Below are 16,782 nucleotides of genomic sequence, written 5' to 3'. Positions count from 1 at the left end.
AGTAAGATTACCTACTCGTTTTATAATATCCGCTTATGTATAACCGCCGTAAATTCATTAAATTATCAGCCGCAGGTGCCTCACTGGCTGTTGTGTCAACAGATCTGCTGGCAAAAACCGTTACAGCGGCACCACTGGCGGCCGGTTTACCTATCGTAATATCTACATGGGGTTTTGGCATTGCGGCCAACCAGGAAGCATGGAAAACCTTATCTAAAGGCGGCCGGGCGTTAGATGCAGTAGAGGCAGGTGTAAAAATACCGGAAGCCGACCTAACCAACCATACCGTTGGCCGCTCAGGCTACCCCGACCGGGACGGGCACGTTACCTTGGATGCCTGTATTATGGATGAAAAAGGCAATTGTGGTGCCGTAGCTGCTATGGAGTATATTGCACACCCCATTAGTATTGCACGCCTGGTAATGGAAAAAACACCCCATGTGTTTTTAGTTGGCGAAGGAGCTACACAATTTGCGGTTGAACAGGGGTTTAAAAAAGAAAGGTTGCTCCTGCCCTCGTCTGAAAAAGCATGGAAAGAGTGGCTGAAAAAAGCGGAATACAAGCCCATCATCAACATCGAAGACAGTAAAGGCATACCAGGGAATCAATATAATCACGATACCATTGGCATGCTGGCCCTTGATGTTAAGGGCAATATATCCGGTGCTTGCACTACCAGTGGCATGGCTTTTAAAATGCACGGCCGTGTTGGCGACAGCCCCATTATTGGTGCTGGTTTGTATGTAGATAACGAAGTTGGTGGTGCCACATCAACCGGCGTAGGCGAAGAAGTGATACGTAATGTAGGTAGCTTTTTAGTGGTTGAACTCATGCGACAGGGCTACACGCCGGAAGCCGCTTGCAAGGAAGCGGTTCAGCGCATCATCAAGAAAAAGCCAGATACAGCTAAAGAGATACAAGTTGGATTTTTGGCTATCAACAAAAAGGGAGAGTATGGCGCTTATGCCATTCAAAAAGGCTTTTCCTTTGCGGTTTGCAATAAAAACAAGCAGGACCTTCTAATTAAAGGAAAAAGTTTTTATTAATAAATAGATGAATTTAAACGGTATGTATCTATATTAGGCGTAAAAAATTAGGCTCTCCGGTCTTTAACCGCCGGTTGTATTTTAGCTGATACTTATCATGAAAATATTGCTTGAAGTTTGTGCTAACTCTGTACAATCTGCTATAGCTGCCCAGGCGGGAGGGGCAAGTCGTATAGAACTATGCGACAATTTGCACCAGGGAGGTACCACACCTTCTTACGGCCAGATAAAAATCGTACGTCAACTCATTCAAATTCCAGTACATGTTTTATTAAGGCCGCGCACAGGCGATTTTCTATATACCCACAATGAATTTGAAGTAATTAAAGCCGATTTAAATTATGCTGCGCTTGCTGATTGCCAGGGCATAGTTACGGGCATTTTAAATGCCAATGGTACGGTAGATAAATTTCGTTGCGCGCAGTTGGTTGAAATAGCTCAGCAAGCCGGCATGCGCACAACTTTTCATCGCGCTTTTGACCTTTGTGCCGATATGTATCAGGCCTTGGAAGATATTATTGAATTAGGCTTCGACTGCATCCTTACCTCGGGTGGTAAAACCACAGCTATTGAAGGTGCCAGTAAAATTACCCAACTCATTCAGAGGGCAGCAGGCCGTATAGTTATAATGCCCGGTGGTGGCGTTAGCGAGCACAACGTAGCCGATCTGGTTCATTTTACAGGTGCAAACGAAATTCATTCTTCGGCAAAAGTACGTCGTAAAAGTGCCATGACATTCAAAAATACGCATATTATTATAGGCAGTACTTTTAGCGACGAGTACGATTTGGATGAAACAGATGCAGACCGTGTAAAAAATATTATCCTTAAAGCCAATGAGCAGTATTTGCTTTAAAAAATACTTAAAGGCAATATAAGCGTAAAGCGATTGCTACCGGATCCGCCAAATACATCGGTATCAAGCAAATAAGTATAGCGTACGCCAAACGTTACCTGGCTTTGATTAAACCACTGCGTATCAAAATACAACTCCGCCCCTGCCGAACGGAAATCGGCTTTAAAGGCAGCACCACTTCGGTAAAAATCGGTTCCGTGGGTATAATCATAAAATAAGTTTCCTCTTAAACGCATCAGGTAAACCAGGTTGGCTATTCCGGCATCGGGGTAAGCTACCGGGAAATGATAATTGGCCCCTGCCTTATATAAGCGGTACAAATTATCAGATGTATATCCCCTCGAAAACGGCAACTGGTTAGAAAAAATGCTGTAATTGCGGTCTCGTCTTTGATGCGCCAAATTAAAAACCAAGCTATGATTGGTAAACAAGCCGGGAAAGTAAAATGTGCCTGAAGCTAAAAATTGATGTGCATTTAAAGTGTTAATGGTATTACGGTAAGTAAGCGTAATGCTTTGTGCCAGTTGTGGGTTAATTAACTGGTAAGGTTTAGCAATTTGGTTACTAAAGGTAATGGAATTATTTAAGTAGGTATTGTTAGGTAATGCACTTTTAAAAGCTACCTGTTTAACATCATTAATACTATAATTAATACTGCTGCTTATATTAAAGCGGGTGTAATTACGGCCTCCTGCAAAATTTAGGGGCAGTTGTAAACCAGCCTGCAAATTAGTTTCGTTCCAGTTCACCTCAACCGTATTGCGGTTTTGGTCAAAGCCATAGTCGCGCCTGTCAATAGTATAATTCACACCGGCAAACAGATAAGGAAAAGCAGCGCCATAAACCGATGTGAAGCCAAACTGCTTGTAGCCTTCGTTGCGGTTGTAGCTAAAAGATAGTTCGCTTTGCAGTGTGTTTAAAATATTTTCGCCCATTAACGAAAATGAATATTCGGGATCATCAAAGTATGGAACCAGGCTATGAAAATTGAATGGGCGTGTAAACTTGGGGTATTTTTTATATGGCAGGGCTTTCTTTTTAATGGAAGCCAGCAAGTTAGCCCCTGTGTCCATTTTCAATGATGCGATCTCAAAATCAGGCAATGGCGGCAAGGCATCAACAGGTTTTAATTGTAGCCGGTTTCTTTCAAGCTCATGCAATTGGTAACCAAAGGTGCTAAAACTTACCCAGGCTATCTTATTGCTGCCCACAGCAGGTTGATAGTTGCCTATATAAGCCTTTAGCGAATCACTTTGTATTTCAAATAATTGACGGTCTTTAATACTAAGGGCAAACATTTTATCGTCCTTGCCCCATGTGCCGGTAAAATACACCGTATCTTTTTGTATCACCGGGAATGCTTTGGGTGCCATATCAACCGTTGTAAGATCATCGGTTTTACCGCTTTCTATATCAATGAGCGCTATAGACATTTCGCCTGATGGTTTCCGCACCGCTGCAACTATCTCACTGTTATTATAAAATTTCGGATAGGTATAAAATACATGGTTGGGGTTAGGTACGGCTGTAATTAATTTACCATCGGCTACATTAAGTACGTGCAAAGCATACTTTCCAGATGCGGGTATATCTACCGCCACAATCCGGCTATTATCGGCATTAAATGCTGGTGCAAAGTATTTGGTTTTGGTAGTAATTTGCCGCTGATGGCCGGTTTTAATGTCAACAATTTTAATTTCGTTATACTCCCGGTACCCCCAGCGCACATCGGGCCTACGCGAAGCGTACACAATTTGTCCGTTCTGGTAATTAAAATATCCATCGAGTGTAAAATCACTCAAGCGGATCTTGCGTTCCAGGTTACCCGTTTTTTCCACAAAAGTCGCACGTTGCCGGTATGATGATTTTCGGTAAATTACAGTATTTTCATCTGCATAAGCCGGAAATTCCTGGTTACCAATAAAATGCTGGTTGCTTTTATAAGCGGATGCACCTTTTTGCAGTTCGGGGGTTACCAGTTGCTTTTTAAAATGCTCAAAAGCGGCCAACCTGAATTTGGAATAGTCCTGACCAGTATAAGTTTTCACCGCATTTTGAAACGGATAAACGAATGATTTATACGCCGCGGCATAGTTGTTTACATTACGCCACAGGTTATCGCCGTACTTTTGGCGACCATAAGCCACCATCATATAGCCCATAGGGTACCAATCGGGCACATAATCGCGGTACGATCCGTTGCGCAACTTCATCCAGTTATAATTTTTACCGGCTGCCCAAAGGCTACGGTATCCGTTAAAGAAGTAAGGCAATCTGCCCCTGCCCTGATTAGTTAGCAAAGTTTCGTTATAAACGGCATCACCCTCGGCAAACCAGTTGGGCACGGCAATGCTATAAGCTAATGATTGCCCGCCCTCGCCAAAAAGTACATGTAAAAAACGGGTAAGGCCAACATCGGAATTATTATATTGCTGTACATGCCTAAACTCATGAATGCCCAACTGATCGGTTGGTAAAATACTACCTAATGAAAAACTGTTTTGAGCCGGTGTAATATAAAATTCGCTACGGAAAGGGGCTAAACCTACGTAACCATTGGTAGTAACCAGTTGATTTTGAAGAACAATATTAACCTGCCTTTGCTTAGTGCCAATGGTAGGTTTCATTACATTGTTGATCTGTTGCACTACATTAGCCACCCTTAAACCTGCCGAATCCATACCTACAGGGAAAATTACCCGAGTTGCCGGGGTATTAATCTGGTTCCATTTAACCGATGGAGGGTTACCGCCAAATTGCTGTGCCCTTACCCCACTTATACCTAATAATAAACCTGCTGCAATAAGTCCGCAAAATTTAACTTCAAACATCAGCGTGAAAATAGGGAGAATTTGCGAGTAAATCAACGCTCGTCAATTCACATAAGCATGACATCCGTTAGCCGAAAACTACCTACATTTGACGCTTGTTAAGCAAGTACTATGGCTAAAGTTTCCATTAACCTGGCAACAGGTTCTTTACAAAAAGAAGACATTATTGTTGGTATAGATTTAGGCACTACCAATTCACTGGTAGCATTCATCGACCCAGATAAAAACCCGAAAGTAATTAATGATGCCGGTAAAGGCGTGCTGGTGCCATCGGTTGTACATTTTAACACCAGCGGTAGCATTACGGTAGGTAACGAAGCTAAAAGTTATTTAATAACCGATCCGCAGAACACCATATTTTCGGTAAAGCGTTTGCTGGGCCGTTCATACAATGATATTGAAAATTATCAGAATTTTTTTTCATACAAGGTGATTGATGATAATACCGAAAGCCTGGTTAAGGTTAAAGTGGGCGACCGCTTTTACACGCCTATTGAACTATCGGGATTAATACTGAAAGAACTTAAAGAACGTGCTGAACATGCGCTGAAAACGCCGGTTAACCGCGCGGTTATAACCGTACCTGCCTATTTTAATGACTCGCAGCGCCAGGCTACCCGCGATGCCGGTAAACTGGCCGGACTGGATGTACTCCGCATTGTGAACGAACCAACCGCGGCAAGTTTGGCGTATGGAATAGGTTTAGATCCCGAAGTAACCAAAACTATTGCCGTTTACGATTTAGGGGGAGGCACTTTTGATATGTCTATTTTGCAAATTCAAAACGGGATATTTGAGGTACTCTCTACTAATGGTGATACCTTTTTAGGCGGCGACGACTTTGACCGTGCTATTGTAGAATACTGGATAGAAAAAAATAATCTCAACAAAACCGAACTGAGTGAAAACCGTGAACTTACCCAGCAACTACGCTTAAAAGCCGAAGAGGCCAAAAAAGCATTTGCACATCAAAGCTTATTCAACGAAAAGATAGGCGATATTTGGTGCACACTTGACCGTAATACTTTTGAAGAACTGATAGCGCCTAAAGTACAGCAAACTGTTAACGCCTGTAACAATGCTTTAAAAGATGCCAAACTGACCATTGCCGATATTGACGAAGTGATTATGGTTGGAGGTTCCACCCGCACGGCGTTGGTTCAAAAAAAGGTAGCTGAATTTTTTGGCCGACCAGTACATAACGAGTTGAACCCCGATGAGGTAGTTGCCTTAGGCGCCGCCATACAAGCCGATATATTGGCCGGTAACCGTAGCGATATTTTACTGCTGGATGTTACTCCCCTATCTTTAGGTATTGAAACTATGGGCGGGTTAATGGATGTCATTATTCCGCGTAATTCCAAAATTCCTACTAAAGCTGGAAGACAGTACACCACCTCTCTTGACGGACAGGTAAACATGAAAATTTCCGTTTACCAGGGCGAGCGCGACTTGGTTAAAGAGAACCGTAAACTGGCCGAATTTGATTTGAAAGGCATACCGGCTATGCCTGCGGGTTTCCCTAAGGTAGATATTAACTTTTTGCTGAATGCCGATGGCATTTTAACCGTGCAGGCCATCGAGTTGCGCTCAGGTACCAAACAAGAAGTAGAAGTTAAACCGGCTTATGGCATCACCGACGATTTGGTTGAAAAAATGCTTATTGACAGCATCACCCACGCCCAAGACGATGTGAACCAGCGTATGGTAATAGAAGCGCGTACCGAGGGAGAACAAATGGTGTACACCGCCGAACGCTTTATTGAGAAGCATAAGGAACTACTTACCATTGCCGAAATTGCCGAAACACACCAGTACATTCAACACTTAAAAGACGTACTGACCAGCGGCGATAAAGACCTGATCCTGAAAAAAGTAGACAGCCTGAACAACTTGACCCGTCCCTTTGCCGAACGGGTAATGGACCAGGCGATTAGTACGGCTATGAAGGGTAAAAGGGTTGATTAAGGCTTATTGGTAACAACTATAAAGTCAGTCTTGTCGAAGGCTTAGTAAATTGTACAAGTTTTCAACATGCTCAGCATAACAAATCACTAAATAAACAGAAAGGCCTCGAATTTCGAGGCCTTTCTGTTTATTTAGCTTACTATTTATTTCAAGTTGTCTATTTCTTCCTGCTCTTTCAAGGCCTGAATATTGTTCTTGCCTTCATATTCGCTGGTTTGACCGGCAAAATCTTCCAATATAGATGCGATGGCATCCAGGTTGTCGGCAACACGCTGGTGCATATCCGGCAGGTCTTTCTCCAGACGTTTATCGCCTAAGTCAATATTATCAACCTCAATTTTTCCCAGTTTTTGTATAATGGCCTGTTGGCTGTGCTTTAAGTCTTCTAACTCATGGACAATCTTTTCCATTAGTTCAAATTTTCTGATCTTATCCATCTGTAATATATATTTGTAAACTATTACAAGACTTATTTTCAAAAAAAGTTTTATTAAATTTTAAGAAAATTAGCACTTCAACAATTGTTAACGCTGCATTAACCGCGCCACATACTTACCAATAATATCAAACTCTAAGTTCACTACCGTGCCAATGCGTACATGCTGCAAATTGGTGTGCTCGTAAGTATAAGGTATAATAGCTACCGAAAAACTATTGGCCTGAGAGTTTACCACCGTTAAACTAATGCCATTGATACAGATAGAACCCTTTTCAACGGTTACATTACCCATAGCCGGGTTGTAAGTAAAAGTGTATTCCCAGCTACCGTCCAATTCATTATAAGCGGTGCAGGTAGCGGTTTGGTCTACGTGCCCTTGTACAATATGCCCATCCAAGCGGGCGTTCATTTGCATACAGCGTTCCAGGTTCACCAGTTCGCCCACTTTTAAATGCCCGACGTTCGATTTATTGAGTGTTTCTTCGATTGCGGTAACCGTATGCCTGCCATCGGCCACGGCAACCACGGTAAGGCAAACGCCGTTATGTGCTACCGACTGATCGATCTTCAAGTCAGATGAAATATCAGATGCAACCGTGATGTGAACATTGCCCTGTTCGTATTTTAAATCGGCCACCTGGCCTAAAGTCTCTATTATTCCGGTAAACATATTGCCCCCAATTCCCCTATAAAAAGGAAGTAAATTTTGTGAGCACAATATTAGTTATAATCTTGCAGGCGTTTATCAGTTGTAAATCATTATCAATTATTCTCACCCGATAATTACAGCAAGAAACGGGTTTCATGCGCTATATTAGCCAAGTACTTTTGTGTATCAATAAAATCAATAATGGAAACGCAAAACGAGTTAGATTATAAGAGAATAGCCGGAGCCATTGAGTTTTTAAGGCTCAATTACAAACGCCAGCCCACTTTAAACGAAGCTGCCAATTTTGTGAATTTAAGCCCGTTCCATTTTCAGCGAATGTTTAAGGACTGGGCCGGAGTTACGCCCAAACAATTTTTGCAGTATGTAAGTGTAGAACATGCCAAAAGTATTTTGAAAGAGCAGCAGGCCTCCCTGTTTGATACAGCTTTTGAAACCGGACTATCGGGCACGGGCCGCCTGCACGATCTGTTTGTGAAGATTGAGGGAATGACACCCGGCGAATACAAGAACGGCGGCAAACAATTGCACATTAATTACAGCTTTGCCCAAACCCCGTTCGGCACCATCCTGGTGGCATCAACCCCTAAAGGTATTTGTTATATGGCCTTTGCCGATGCTGATGAAACAGACGCTTTTATTAAATTACAAAGCCGCTTCCCTAATGCCGGTTATCATAAAATGCTCGACCAGATCCAACAAAACGCGTTGTTTATTTTTACGCAAAATTGGGGCAAGCTTGGCGAGATCAAAATGCATTTAAAAGGTACGGCTTTTCAACTCAAGGTTTGGGAAAGCTTGCTAAAAGTGCCTATGGGTGGCTTAACTACTTACGCCCGCTTAGCTTGTAGTTTAAACAACCCAAACGCTTGCCGCGCAGTAGGCACTGCCGTGGGCGATAATCCCGTAGCTTTCCTTATTCCCTGCCACCGGGTTATCAGGTCGACTGGCGAAATTGGTCAATACCACTGGGGCAGTACGCGCAAAAATGCTATAATTGGCTGGGAAGCATCAAAAACACTACTAACCTCGATTTAAACCCATGTACCGGCATAGCCAATTAGCTGCCAGCTCATTTGCAAGAAGCAGGCATTTATACCTACTGATTGTTAAGGGAGAGATCAGTATTGGCGGCTACGAAAAAGGCAGAATTTACGGCTTGCTTACCTGCAAAAGCGGCATGCGTATGCTCACATTAAACCGGGTATTCTTTAAAGATGAAGAGGAAGCCCTGGCAATGGGCTACCGCCCTTGCGCAAACTGCTTTCCGGGTAAATATCAAGCTTGGAACGCCGCCTCGTTAAACACAAACTAAACCACAATGGATCTTTTTAATACCGAACATACAGCCAACCTGCTACCCTATGATGGCGAAGTAAATTACTATGGACCGGTACTTACTGTTGCCGAAGCCGATCATTACCTCAGCACCCTGCTTAATACCATTGCCTGGAAAAATGATGAAGCCATTATTTTTGGAAAGCATATCATTACCCAGCGCAAAGTGGCCTGGTATGCCGATCAAGAATTTGCTTACACCTACTCCAACACAACCAAACAGGCTTTGCGTTGGACGGACGAGTTAGTGGAATTAAAAACACTGGTTGAGAAACTTACGGCAACATCATTTAACTCCTGCCTGCTAAATTTATACTACAATGGCAACGAGGGTATGGGCTGGCACAGCGATGATGAAAAAGCCTTGGGTAAAAACACCTCCATTGCATCGCTAAGCTTAGGTGCCGAACGTAAGTTCGCACTGAAACACCGGGCAAGCAAACAGGGTACTTCGCTTATTTTACAGCATGGCAGCTTACTGGTGATGAAAGGAGCTACGCAAACCAACTGGTTGCATTCTTTGCCTAAATCTACCAAAATAACTACACCGCGCGTTAACCTGACTTTTCGTACCATGGTGATATGACACAGTTTGGTGCCAAGGCAAATTAAAAAAGCCGCCCAAAGGCAGCTCTTTTGTTGGTTGTTGTGTGTAACAGGTGCTTAGGTTTGAAAGGTCTTATTTTATAAATTCGGCATAGCTTTTTTTAATGTACATCACAAGTTCGTATTCCGTCATGTTTTTAGCCTCAGTTACAGATGGCCGATACTTAATAATGAAGTTCTGTAAAGAATCGCCTTTGAGCATAGTAACATTTTCTACTTTTTGCTTGCTGAATACCCGCTCTATATAGCTGCTTTCTTCATCTTTCAGCATCACTTTTTGCAGTTTATTAATGGAGTTTTTATTCTTGTTCAATAAGCCAATCAGCGAGAGCACATTAACCCCCATAAGTGATGTGGTGCTGTTTTGTACGTTTATTTGATTAGAAGGAATGTAAGCCAGTATAGCTTTTTGCGTTAACGCATCTTTGATGCCCGGAGCTTTGTAGTTATATACTGATGAGAACATGCGCCTGTTCCTGACCGAATCCTTTTTAAAATCGCGGCGGCTTGCCACTTTTACATCTTTCAGTAGTATGCTCACCTGCTGCAAGTAGATCTTTATGGTGTCGGCGCTTGCCTTAAACACCACATGATATGGCTTATAACCCATGTTGGTTACTAAAGCCGTGTCATTTACTGACCGTAAGTTAAAGCTGAACTTGCCGGCCATATCTGTGGCTATAACGTTATAGCCAGATTTTACAGTGGCTAAAGCGATAGGCTGGCTTGTTGAGCGGTCAAATACGATACCATTAACGCGCTGGGCAAACAGCGGCATCGATGCAAGCATCATCATTATCAGCATAGCAATTGGCCTCATTGGTAATAGCAATTGTTGTTGAGCTAATATAACGCTAAATTACAGCAGGTATAAATGTTTAACATAACTTAACACCTTATGCCCCATTATTTTGTATAATAAAGCAAATACTGTTTATTAACCATCTGAGTTTAAATACATGCCAAAGCAAAGTGCCGGAATATTACTTTACAGCATACAACAATCTATACTGGAAGTATTGTTGGTTCATCCCGGAGGGCCGTATTTCAAGAATAAGGATACAGGTGTTTGGAGTATCCCTAAAGGAGAATTCATGGAAGATGAAGATGGTATAATAGCTGCTCAGCGTGAATTTGAGGAAGAAACAGGACAACCTATTAGCGGCAAGTTTATACCACTGCAAAGCGTTAAGCAAAAAGGTGGGAAGGTAGTACACGCCTGGGCTGTAGAGGGTAATATTAATGCAAGCGCGATAGTAAGCAATACGTTCAAAATGGAATACCCTTATAAATCGGGAAAATGGATAGAGATACCCGAGATTGATGCAGCCGATTGGTTTGATGTAGCTACAGCCAAAATCAAGATCAACGCCGCACAAATAGCATTAGTTGAAGAGCTTGATCTGTTAATTTCCCAAAAAAGTAATTAATACTTCATTTTAATAATACAATTTATATTAAAACCCTTAACCAACTATCATAAAAACGGAGCTACCAACTGTTCGCTTATTTGCCACAGTTTATTACGCGCCGACACATTTTGAGCCGCTAAAGTTGGTTTAGCTACCTGTGAATTTTTAAAATATTGCCCGCTTAATTTGGGGTTAAGCTTTATTTCACCGGCCAAATAAATAGAAGTTTGAGCACCCTGGCGTGGTGTGATCATAAAGGGCGAAGCCAATATTTTCAGCACTTTTCCAAATCCACTCATACTGCCCCAAAAGTCAGACTGCACAATGCCGGGATGCAAGGCGTAAGCCGTTACACCCGTCTGTCCGTATTTTTCATTTAGTGCTTTGGCAAAGTATATATTACACAACTTAGCCAATCCATAAGCCTTCCATGCCGAATAATCCTGCTTATACTGAACATCCTTCAACAGTTCGGGCCGGGCCATTTTATGGGCTTCCGAACTTACGTTGATAACCCTGGCCTGGCCTTTTTGCAGTAGCGGCATCAAACTCATGGTCAGCAAAAAATGACCTAAATGGTTCATCGCAAACGTAAGTTCTATACCGTCTTTACTTTCCTCGCGTTTAAAATTGATACCACCGGCGTTGTTAATGAGTACGTTGATAGCAAACAACTTGCCCTTTAATTCATCAGCAGCCTGTTTAACGGTTTGCATATCGGCTAAATCGCAATGGATCACAAAAATGCTGCGGTTACCGGTTTGGCTAACTATCTCCTTTTTGAGTTCCTCGCCTTTTTGCACATTACGCACCAGCAAGTACAAAGCATGGTCTTTTTTAGCCAGCGCAAATGCGGTTTCTTTACCTATACCCGATGTAGCACCGGTAATAACTGTAGTTCTGAAAGGCATAATGAATAGTTAAGTTTGATTAGTTGATTGAGTTAAATAGTTAAGGCTGCTAAGTTAAAAGATAGCAACATTGTTTTGTTTGTAACAAGTCAACAAAAATTTAACAACTTAAACTAATCAACCACTCACCAATCAACTAAACTCTACTTCTGCATCACCATTACACCGTTCATTAAAAAGGTACTGCCGCCATCGGCTACCATGTTATACACTTTTTGAACGCCTCCGGCTTTTTCGGTTTTTAGCAGTACGGTAAAGGTCTCGTATTTACCTGTTTTTGCGTTCAGGCATAATACTTCCTGGCCTTCGGCCACCTCTCCTATTTTAAGGTTGCCCTGTTTGGTTAGCATAGGATGATTTGGTGTGGCTTGTAACAGCTTGCCGCTCAGTTTCACCTCGGTACCGGCTAACGTGTTCCAGGTTTGGGCCGATACTAAAGTAAGCTGGGTAATAGCATAATTTTTAGCCGCATGCACGGTCAGTTCTTTCACCTTAACTACAGCCGACTGGTGCGTGGCCGGATCAACCGTAACTACCTCATCGCCGCTTTTAATTTCCTTTAATAATTTTTTTGCACCATTCGCCATTTGCACTACCTCATCGCCCGGGAAGCAAATATCATTACCATAAGTAGCGCCTTCTTCTTTCATATCCTTACCGCCGTTCAGCACCTTGTACTGCTGAAAACTTAACTCTTTGGATAGGATGTATGATAATTTTAACACGAAGTTTTTCTCTTCCTTATTGATGTTATCTATATCCTGAAAATATTTTTCCCATACTTTACCATCGGCGGTAAAATCAGGTACTAATGCTTTGTAAACTTTACCTTTTTCGTTGGTATAAAAAACCATTGTACCAATTTCCTGCATACCTTCTTTGGCTATGAGCTTATAAAGGTCGATGCGTTTTTTGAGTCCGTCATCGCCGGTAATAAAGTAAGGCTTGCGGGCTTCATAGCGGTCTAATATGTAGGTGTTCTCAAATTTAATGTAGCTATCCTTATCCATATCGGCTATGGCAAAGGTTTTGGCTTTATCATACTCAGCCAGGGTAAGCGGCCTCGGGTTAACTTTAGTTTGCGCCTGTGCTAAATAGAACGACGAGGCAAACAGGAATATTAATGTTGTTTTACGCATTACAGATATTAAATGTAAAACTCGCCGTTGCACATTTTTCAGGCAACGACGAGTTGATCTATCGGGTCAGTTAATAGTTTTTAAGATAATTGTTTAAAGGCATCGGCAAAGGCCTGCATTTCATCCATGCGGCCAATGCTTACACGGCACCAGTCTTTATTATTAAATTTCCAAGTACGGATGCTCACGCCACGGTTGTTCATTTCCTGCGAAAATTTGGATCCTTCCATATTGATAGGGAACATTACAAAGTTGGCCGACGACGGGATATAAGTGTAGCCCTCCTTTTTGAGCAAGGCATATAAAAATTCTTTTGACGCCATGGTTTTCTTTAGGGCATCCTGTAAAAATTCTTTTTCCTGGTAAGCAACGGCGGCGGCGGCAACGGTGGTAGCTGCCAGACTCATCATACCGGTAGCATAACCCGATAAGTTTTTAACCGTATCGGGCAAGGCAATTATGTAACCGCAACGCAAACCGGCAAAGCCATAAAGCTTAGAAAAAGTACGCGCCACAATGATATTCTGACCAGCTTTTACTGAACTCATTACGCTGGAAGCCTGCGGATCGGGCATGTAATCAATATACGCTTCATCAACAAATACCACGGCTTTTTTACTTACACGTTCGCAAAATGCTTTAAGCTTAGCAGTATCAACCACGGTTGCGGTGGGGTTATTAGGGTTACAAATATAAACCAGGCCGGTGTTAGGGCCAACCTTAGCTTCCATGGCATCCAGGTCCAGTTTATAGTCGGCGGTTAAAGGCACTTTAATAATTTTACTGCCCAAATTAGCGGCAGAACTGGCAAGGTCATTGTAAGACGGATCGCCGGTAATGATCTCAGCACCGTTTTTACCATAAAACATAGCAGCGGCATGCAGTAACGGGCTCGAGCCGGCATCCATTAAAATGTTATTTTGCTTTACACCCTCAAACTCAGCAATCTTGCCCATCAGTTCACGAGTTTTCATGAACGGGTACTGGTAACAGGTTTCCATAGCTTCGGTCATGGCCTTTTTAGCCGCAGGTGAAGGGCCGAATGGGTTTTCGTTGGCCGAAAGACGGGCTTTCATTACCCCGGGTGCCTGCAAAATAACCTGCTCGTCGGTCACCAGATCGGTACTGGTGAACACGTTTTTAACTTTCATGGGCATAGCCGAAAGTTTGTTGAGCGCACCCGAAAAGAAGGTAACACTTCCGGCCATAAAGGCGCTTGTTTTGATCCAGTTTCTGCGGTTAATTGAGTTTGCCATGGTTTTGCTATTGTTGAGTGATTGCTGATCTATCCTTTAGTATGGGTATCGGGGTAAGCTATCCGGGCTTCGGTAACACGGCTATGCAGGGCAGCTACTACGCTCCTGGCCGATTCAAATGCCCCTGCCATCCAGGCATTTAAGTAGGTTAAATGCTCCCCGGCAAAATATACGTTCTTATCGGGTTTTAGTAATGCGGGGTAATAATCTTTACGAGTGGTATTGCTGTAAACGGCCCATCCGCCCATATTGTATTTAGTTTTATGCCAGCTCACCGAAAACGACTTTTCAAATTCCTGATCGTATTGCGGGTGAATGAGCCTGCCTTTTTGCAACGCCAGTTTTTCGCGGTCGGCATAACTTAATTCGCCTACATGCTTGGCTTTCTCGTTAAAGTTATAATAACCTATCAAAATACCTTTTTTGCTTTGATAATCGTACGATGGGTAAAATATCTGGGTAAGCTCGTTGTTGGTATGGGTAATACCGCCATAAATATTCTCGTCCTCTTCCCAAAAGCGGCGTTTAAACTGCAGTCCTATTTTACCAGTTTCGTTATAACTGATAAAATCAATTGCCCGGCTAACATCCGATGAAAAATTATTACTGATGTTGCTCAGCACCGGCAACGGAATAGTGCAAATGCACATATCTCCGGTAATGGCCTGCTCGCCTCTGGCATCTTTGTAAATGATCTTCACACCATCGGGCAGGTTGGTGATGTTTGTTACCTCTGCTCCCTTTTTAAGCATGGTGGCTACCTTTTTCTCTAATGCCTTGGCAATCTGGTCCATACCACCAACTGCCTGAAACATGGTCATTTGCAGCTCGTAAGTGTACTCGGCCACATTATAAAAGTCGGGGTCCATGAGGCCGGAGTGGATGAGGTCGGCCAATTTGTTGGGGTCAGCTATCTTGCCCGGGCGATCACCTGCGCCCGGTGATTCCAGGTAACCGCGCCGGGCTGAAGCTTTGTACAATTTATCTACATCAAGGCCCCCCTCGGCCATCAGGTATTCAATTACTTTTTGTGCATCTTCCTTGGTCAATGCCGCATCTAAACTACTGTGATCTATGCTTTTAGCTAACATTTCGGTCATGTAGCCGCGTATATCGTTATGTACCTCGCGGTTGCGGATCTTTTTATTAGATAAAGGACCTTTACCTTCAGCGTAATAATAAGTACTCTCGTTTACGTTATTATATACTTGCAACGGCACACCCAACTCCTTGCAATACTGCATAGTAAGCTGGTGATGGTGCGGTATGCGCGATGGCCCGGCATTAAAATATTGGCCCTCGTCGAAACTGGCGGTTGCCGTTGGTTTATCAACTTCCGTATTTTTACTTCCATTGCGGATGCTCCAGCAGCGCCCACCAGTACGCTCGCGGGCTTCAAGTATAGTACATTGATAGCCTAACTTGGTGAGTTCGTAAGCACAGGTCATTCCGGCTAAACCGGCACCTAAAATAATCACTTTTTTACTGTTTCCACTTCCTTCCAGGTTAAAAGCATGCGCCGGAGCCGATTTCAACAGGCCCAAAGCCATCATAGCAGGATAAGCAGCACCAGTTAGCATCGCTCCTCTACCTAAAAAGTTTCTTCTGGAAATATTTTTCAAATCAAAAATGATTATTTGCTTTAATATATGCTATAAAGATAAATTTTTATCTGTTTTATTTAAAAAAGTGTTAAAAATAATTAGATAATTAATAAATATTGAACTGTTTTTCTTGAATTTATGAAATTCAATTTCAATATAACCCTATTTTATCCGTTACCATTAAAGCAAGTTTCATATATACAAGCCGCAATAAATTTCATAAAATTTCATATTTACGCAAAATCACTTTAAAAAACCTCGTTGAACCGCATCTAAAAAAATAATAAAAAATAATTTTGTTTATTACGAAACATTCGTAGATTTACGAAGTTATCGTAGAAAATGGAAAAATTATCACAACAAGAAGAAGAAGCCATGCAAGCCATCTGGCAATTTGGCGAAGGTTTCATTAAAGATTTTCTAGACAGTATGGCCGAACCCAAACCACCCTACACTACCCTGGCATCAACCGTAAAAAATTTGGAGCGCAAGGGTTTTGTTAAAGGCGATAAACTGGGCAACAGTTATAAATACTCGGCCAGCATTAAAGAAGAAGATTACAAAAAGCGTTTTATGAACGGCTTTGTAAACAATTACTTTCAAAACTCTTATAAGGAGCTGGTCACCTTTTTTGCCCAAAATAAAAAGATAAGCACCGATGAGTTGCAAGAAATTATTAAAATGATTGAAAACCCTAAAAAATAATAGC

The 16,782-nt window shown here is 42.4% G+C and carries 16 protein-coding genes; 8 read left to right on the top strand and 8 right to left on the bottom strand.

The window, feature by feature from the left end; all coding sequences use genetic code 11:
• The first annotated feature begins 35 nt into the window (after positions 1-35).
• Positions 36-1,046: a N(4)-(beta-N-acetylglucosaminyl)-L-asparaginase gene (locus ACFQ3S_RS01005; RefSeq protein ID WP_377160282.1), complete on the top strand. Its 1,011-nt coding sequence runs from the start codon at positions 36-38 to the stop codon at positions 1,044-1,046.
• A gap of 97 nt (positions 1,047-1,143) precedes the next feature.
• Entirely contained in the window at positions 1,144-1,902 is a 759-nt protein-coding gene (locus tag ACFQ3S_RS01000; RefSeq protein WP_377160280.1) for a copper homeostasis protein CutC, read from the top strand.
• On the opposite strand, the gene ACFQ3S_RS00995 is transcribed toward ACFQ3S_RS01000, so the two are convergent.
• On the bottom strand, positions 1,899-4,733 hold the full coding sequence (locus ACFQ3S_RS00995) for a TolB family protein (protein ID WP_377160279.1): 2,835 nt from the start codon (positions 4,731-4,733) through the stop codon (positions 1,899-1,901). The genes ACFQ3S_RS01000 and ACFQ3S_RS00995 overlap by 4 nt on opposite strands.
• Positions 4,734-4,844: 111 nt before the next feature.
• Between ACFQ3S_RS00995 and hscA the strand changes: the two genes are divergently transcribed.
• Positions 4,845-6,701 (top strand): Fe-S protein assembly chaperone HscA, encoded by a 1,857-nt coding sequence (gene hscA, locus ACFQ3S_RS00990; RefSeq protein WP_377160277.1) that lies wholly within the window; start codon positions 4,845-4,847, stop codon positions 6,699-6,701.
• Positions 6,702-6,844: 143 nt separating this feature from the next.
• Here hscA and ACFQ3S_RS00985 read toward each other — a convergent pair whose 3' ends face one another.
• Positions 6,845-7,138, bottom strand: a complete 294-nt coding sequence (locus ACFQ3S_RS00985; protein ID WP_377160275.1) for a hypothetical protein — start codon at positions 7,136-7,138, stop codon at positions 6,845-6,847.
• A gap of 87 nt (positions 7,139-7,225) precedes the next feature.
• Complete coding sequence (locus tag ACFQ3S_RS00980; protein WP_377160273.1) at positions 7,226-7,810, bottom strand: riboflavin synthase; 585 nt, start codon at positions 7,808-7,810, stop codon at positions 7,226-7,228.
• A gap of 180 nt (positions 7,811-7,990) precedes the next feature.
• On the opposite strand from ACFQ3S_RS00980, the gene ACFQ3S_RS00975 reads away from it, so the two are divergent.
• From ACFQ3S_RS00975 to ACFQ3S_RS00965, 3 genes are read left to right on the top strand one after another with little or no spacing between them, the layout of a single operon-like run.
• The gene (locus ACFQ3S_RS00975) at positions 7,991-8,845 is read left to right on the top strand and encodes a methylated-DNA--[protein]-cysteine S-methyltransferase (protein ID WP_377160271.1); all 855 of its coding nucleotides are present in this window, start codon (positions 7,991-7,993) and stop codon (positions 8,843-8,845) included.
• Positions 8,846-8,849: 4 nt separating this feature from the next.
• Positions 8,850-9,122: an Ada metal-binding domain-containing protein gene (locus tag ACFQ3S_RS00970; protein ID WP_377160269.1), complete on the top strand. Its 273-nt coding sequence runs from the start codon at positions 8,850-8,852 to the stop codon at positions 9,120-9,122.
• A gap of 6 nt (positions 9,123-9,128) precedes the next feature.
• Positions 9,129-9,731 (top strand): alpha-ketoglutarate-dependent dioxygenase AlkB family protein, encoded by a 603-nt coding sequence (locus tag ACFQ3S_RS00965; RefSeq protein WP_377160267.1) that lies wholly within the window; start codon positions 9,129-9,131, stop codon positions 9,729-9,731.
• 93 nt (positions 9,732-9,824) lie between these two features.
• Here the strand turns inward: ACFQ3S_RS00965 and ACFQ3S_RS00960 are convergent, their stop codons facing one another.
• A complete protein-coding gene (locus ACFQ3S_RS00960; RefSeq protein WP_377160265.1) occupies positions 9,825-10,571 on the bottom strand; it encodes a hypothetical protein in 747 nt (248 codons plus the stop codon).
• Between the two features lie 139 nt (positions 10,572-10,710).
• On the opposite strand from ACFQ3S_RS00960, the gene ACFQ3S_RS00955 reads away from it, so the two are divergent.
• Positions 10,711-11,181, top strand: a complete 471-nt coding sequence (locus ACFQ3S_RS00955; protein WP_377160263.1) for an NUDIX domain-containing protein — start codon at positions 10,711-10,713, stop codon at positions 11,179-11,181.
• A 47-nt stretch (positions 11,182-11,228) separates the two neighbouring features.
• Here ACFQ3S_RS00955 and ACFQ3S_RS00950 read toward each other — a convergent pair whose 3' ends face one another.
• The 4 genes from ACFQ3S_RS00950 to ACFQ3S_RS00935 all read right to left on the bottom strand — a co-directional run bounded on the left by ACFQ3S_RS00950 (position 11,229) and on the right by ACFQ3S_RS00935 (position 16,091).
• A complete protein-coding gene (locus tag ACFQ3S_RS00950) occupies positions 11,229-12,074 on the bottom strand; it encodes an SDR family oxidoreductase (protein ID WP_377160261.1) in 846 nt (281 codons plus the stop codon).
• A 143-nt stretch (positions 12,075-12,217) separates the two neighbouring features.
• Positions 12,218-13,213: a Hint domain-containing protein gene (locus tag ACFQ3S_RS00945; RefSeq protein ID WP_377160259.1), complete on the bottom strand. Its 996-nt coding sequence runs from the start codon at positions 13,211-13,213 to the stop codon at positions 12,218-12,220.
• Between the two features lie 80 nt (positions 13,214-13,293).
• Positions 13,294-14,469, bottom strand: coding sequence for a pyridoxal phosphate-dependent aminotransferase (locus ACFQ3S_RS00940; RefSeq protein ID WP_377160257.1), 1,176 nt, complete (start codon positions 14,467-14,469; stop codon positions 13,294-13,296).
• A gap of 29 nt (positions 14,470-14,498) precedes the next feature.
• Positions 14,499-16,091: a flavin monoamine oxidase family protein gene (locus ACFQ3S_RS00935; protein ID WP_377160255.1), complete on the bottom strand. Its 1,593-nt coding sequence runs from the start codon at positions 16,089-16,091 to the stop codon at positions 14,499-14,501.
• Between the two features lie 324 nt (positions 16,092-16,415).
• Here ACFQ3S_RS00935 and ACFQ3S_RS00930 point away from each other — a divergent pair, with 324 nt between their 5' ends.
• Positions 16,416-16,778, top strand: a complete 363-nt coding sequence (locus ACFQ3S_RS00930) for a BlaI/MecI/CopY family transcriptional regulator (RefSeq protein WP_377160253.1) — start codon at positions 16,416-16,418, stop codon at positions 16,776-16,778.
• Positions 16,779-16,782: the final 4 nt, after the last annotated feature.

It is taken from the genome of Mucilaginibacter terrae, assembly GCF_042679325.1.
Classification (GTDB): domain Bacteria; phylum Bacteroidota; class Bacteroidia; order Sphingobacteriales; family Sphingobacteriaceae; genus Mucilaginibacter; species Mucilaginibacter terrae.
This window is presented reverse-complemented; position numbering and strand designations above follow the sequence as displayed.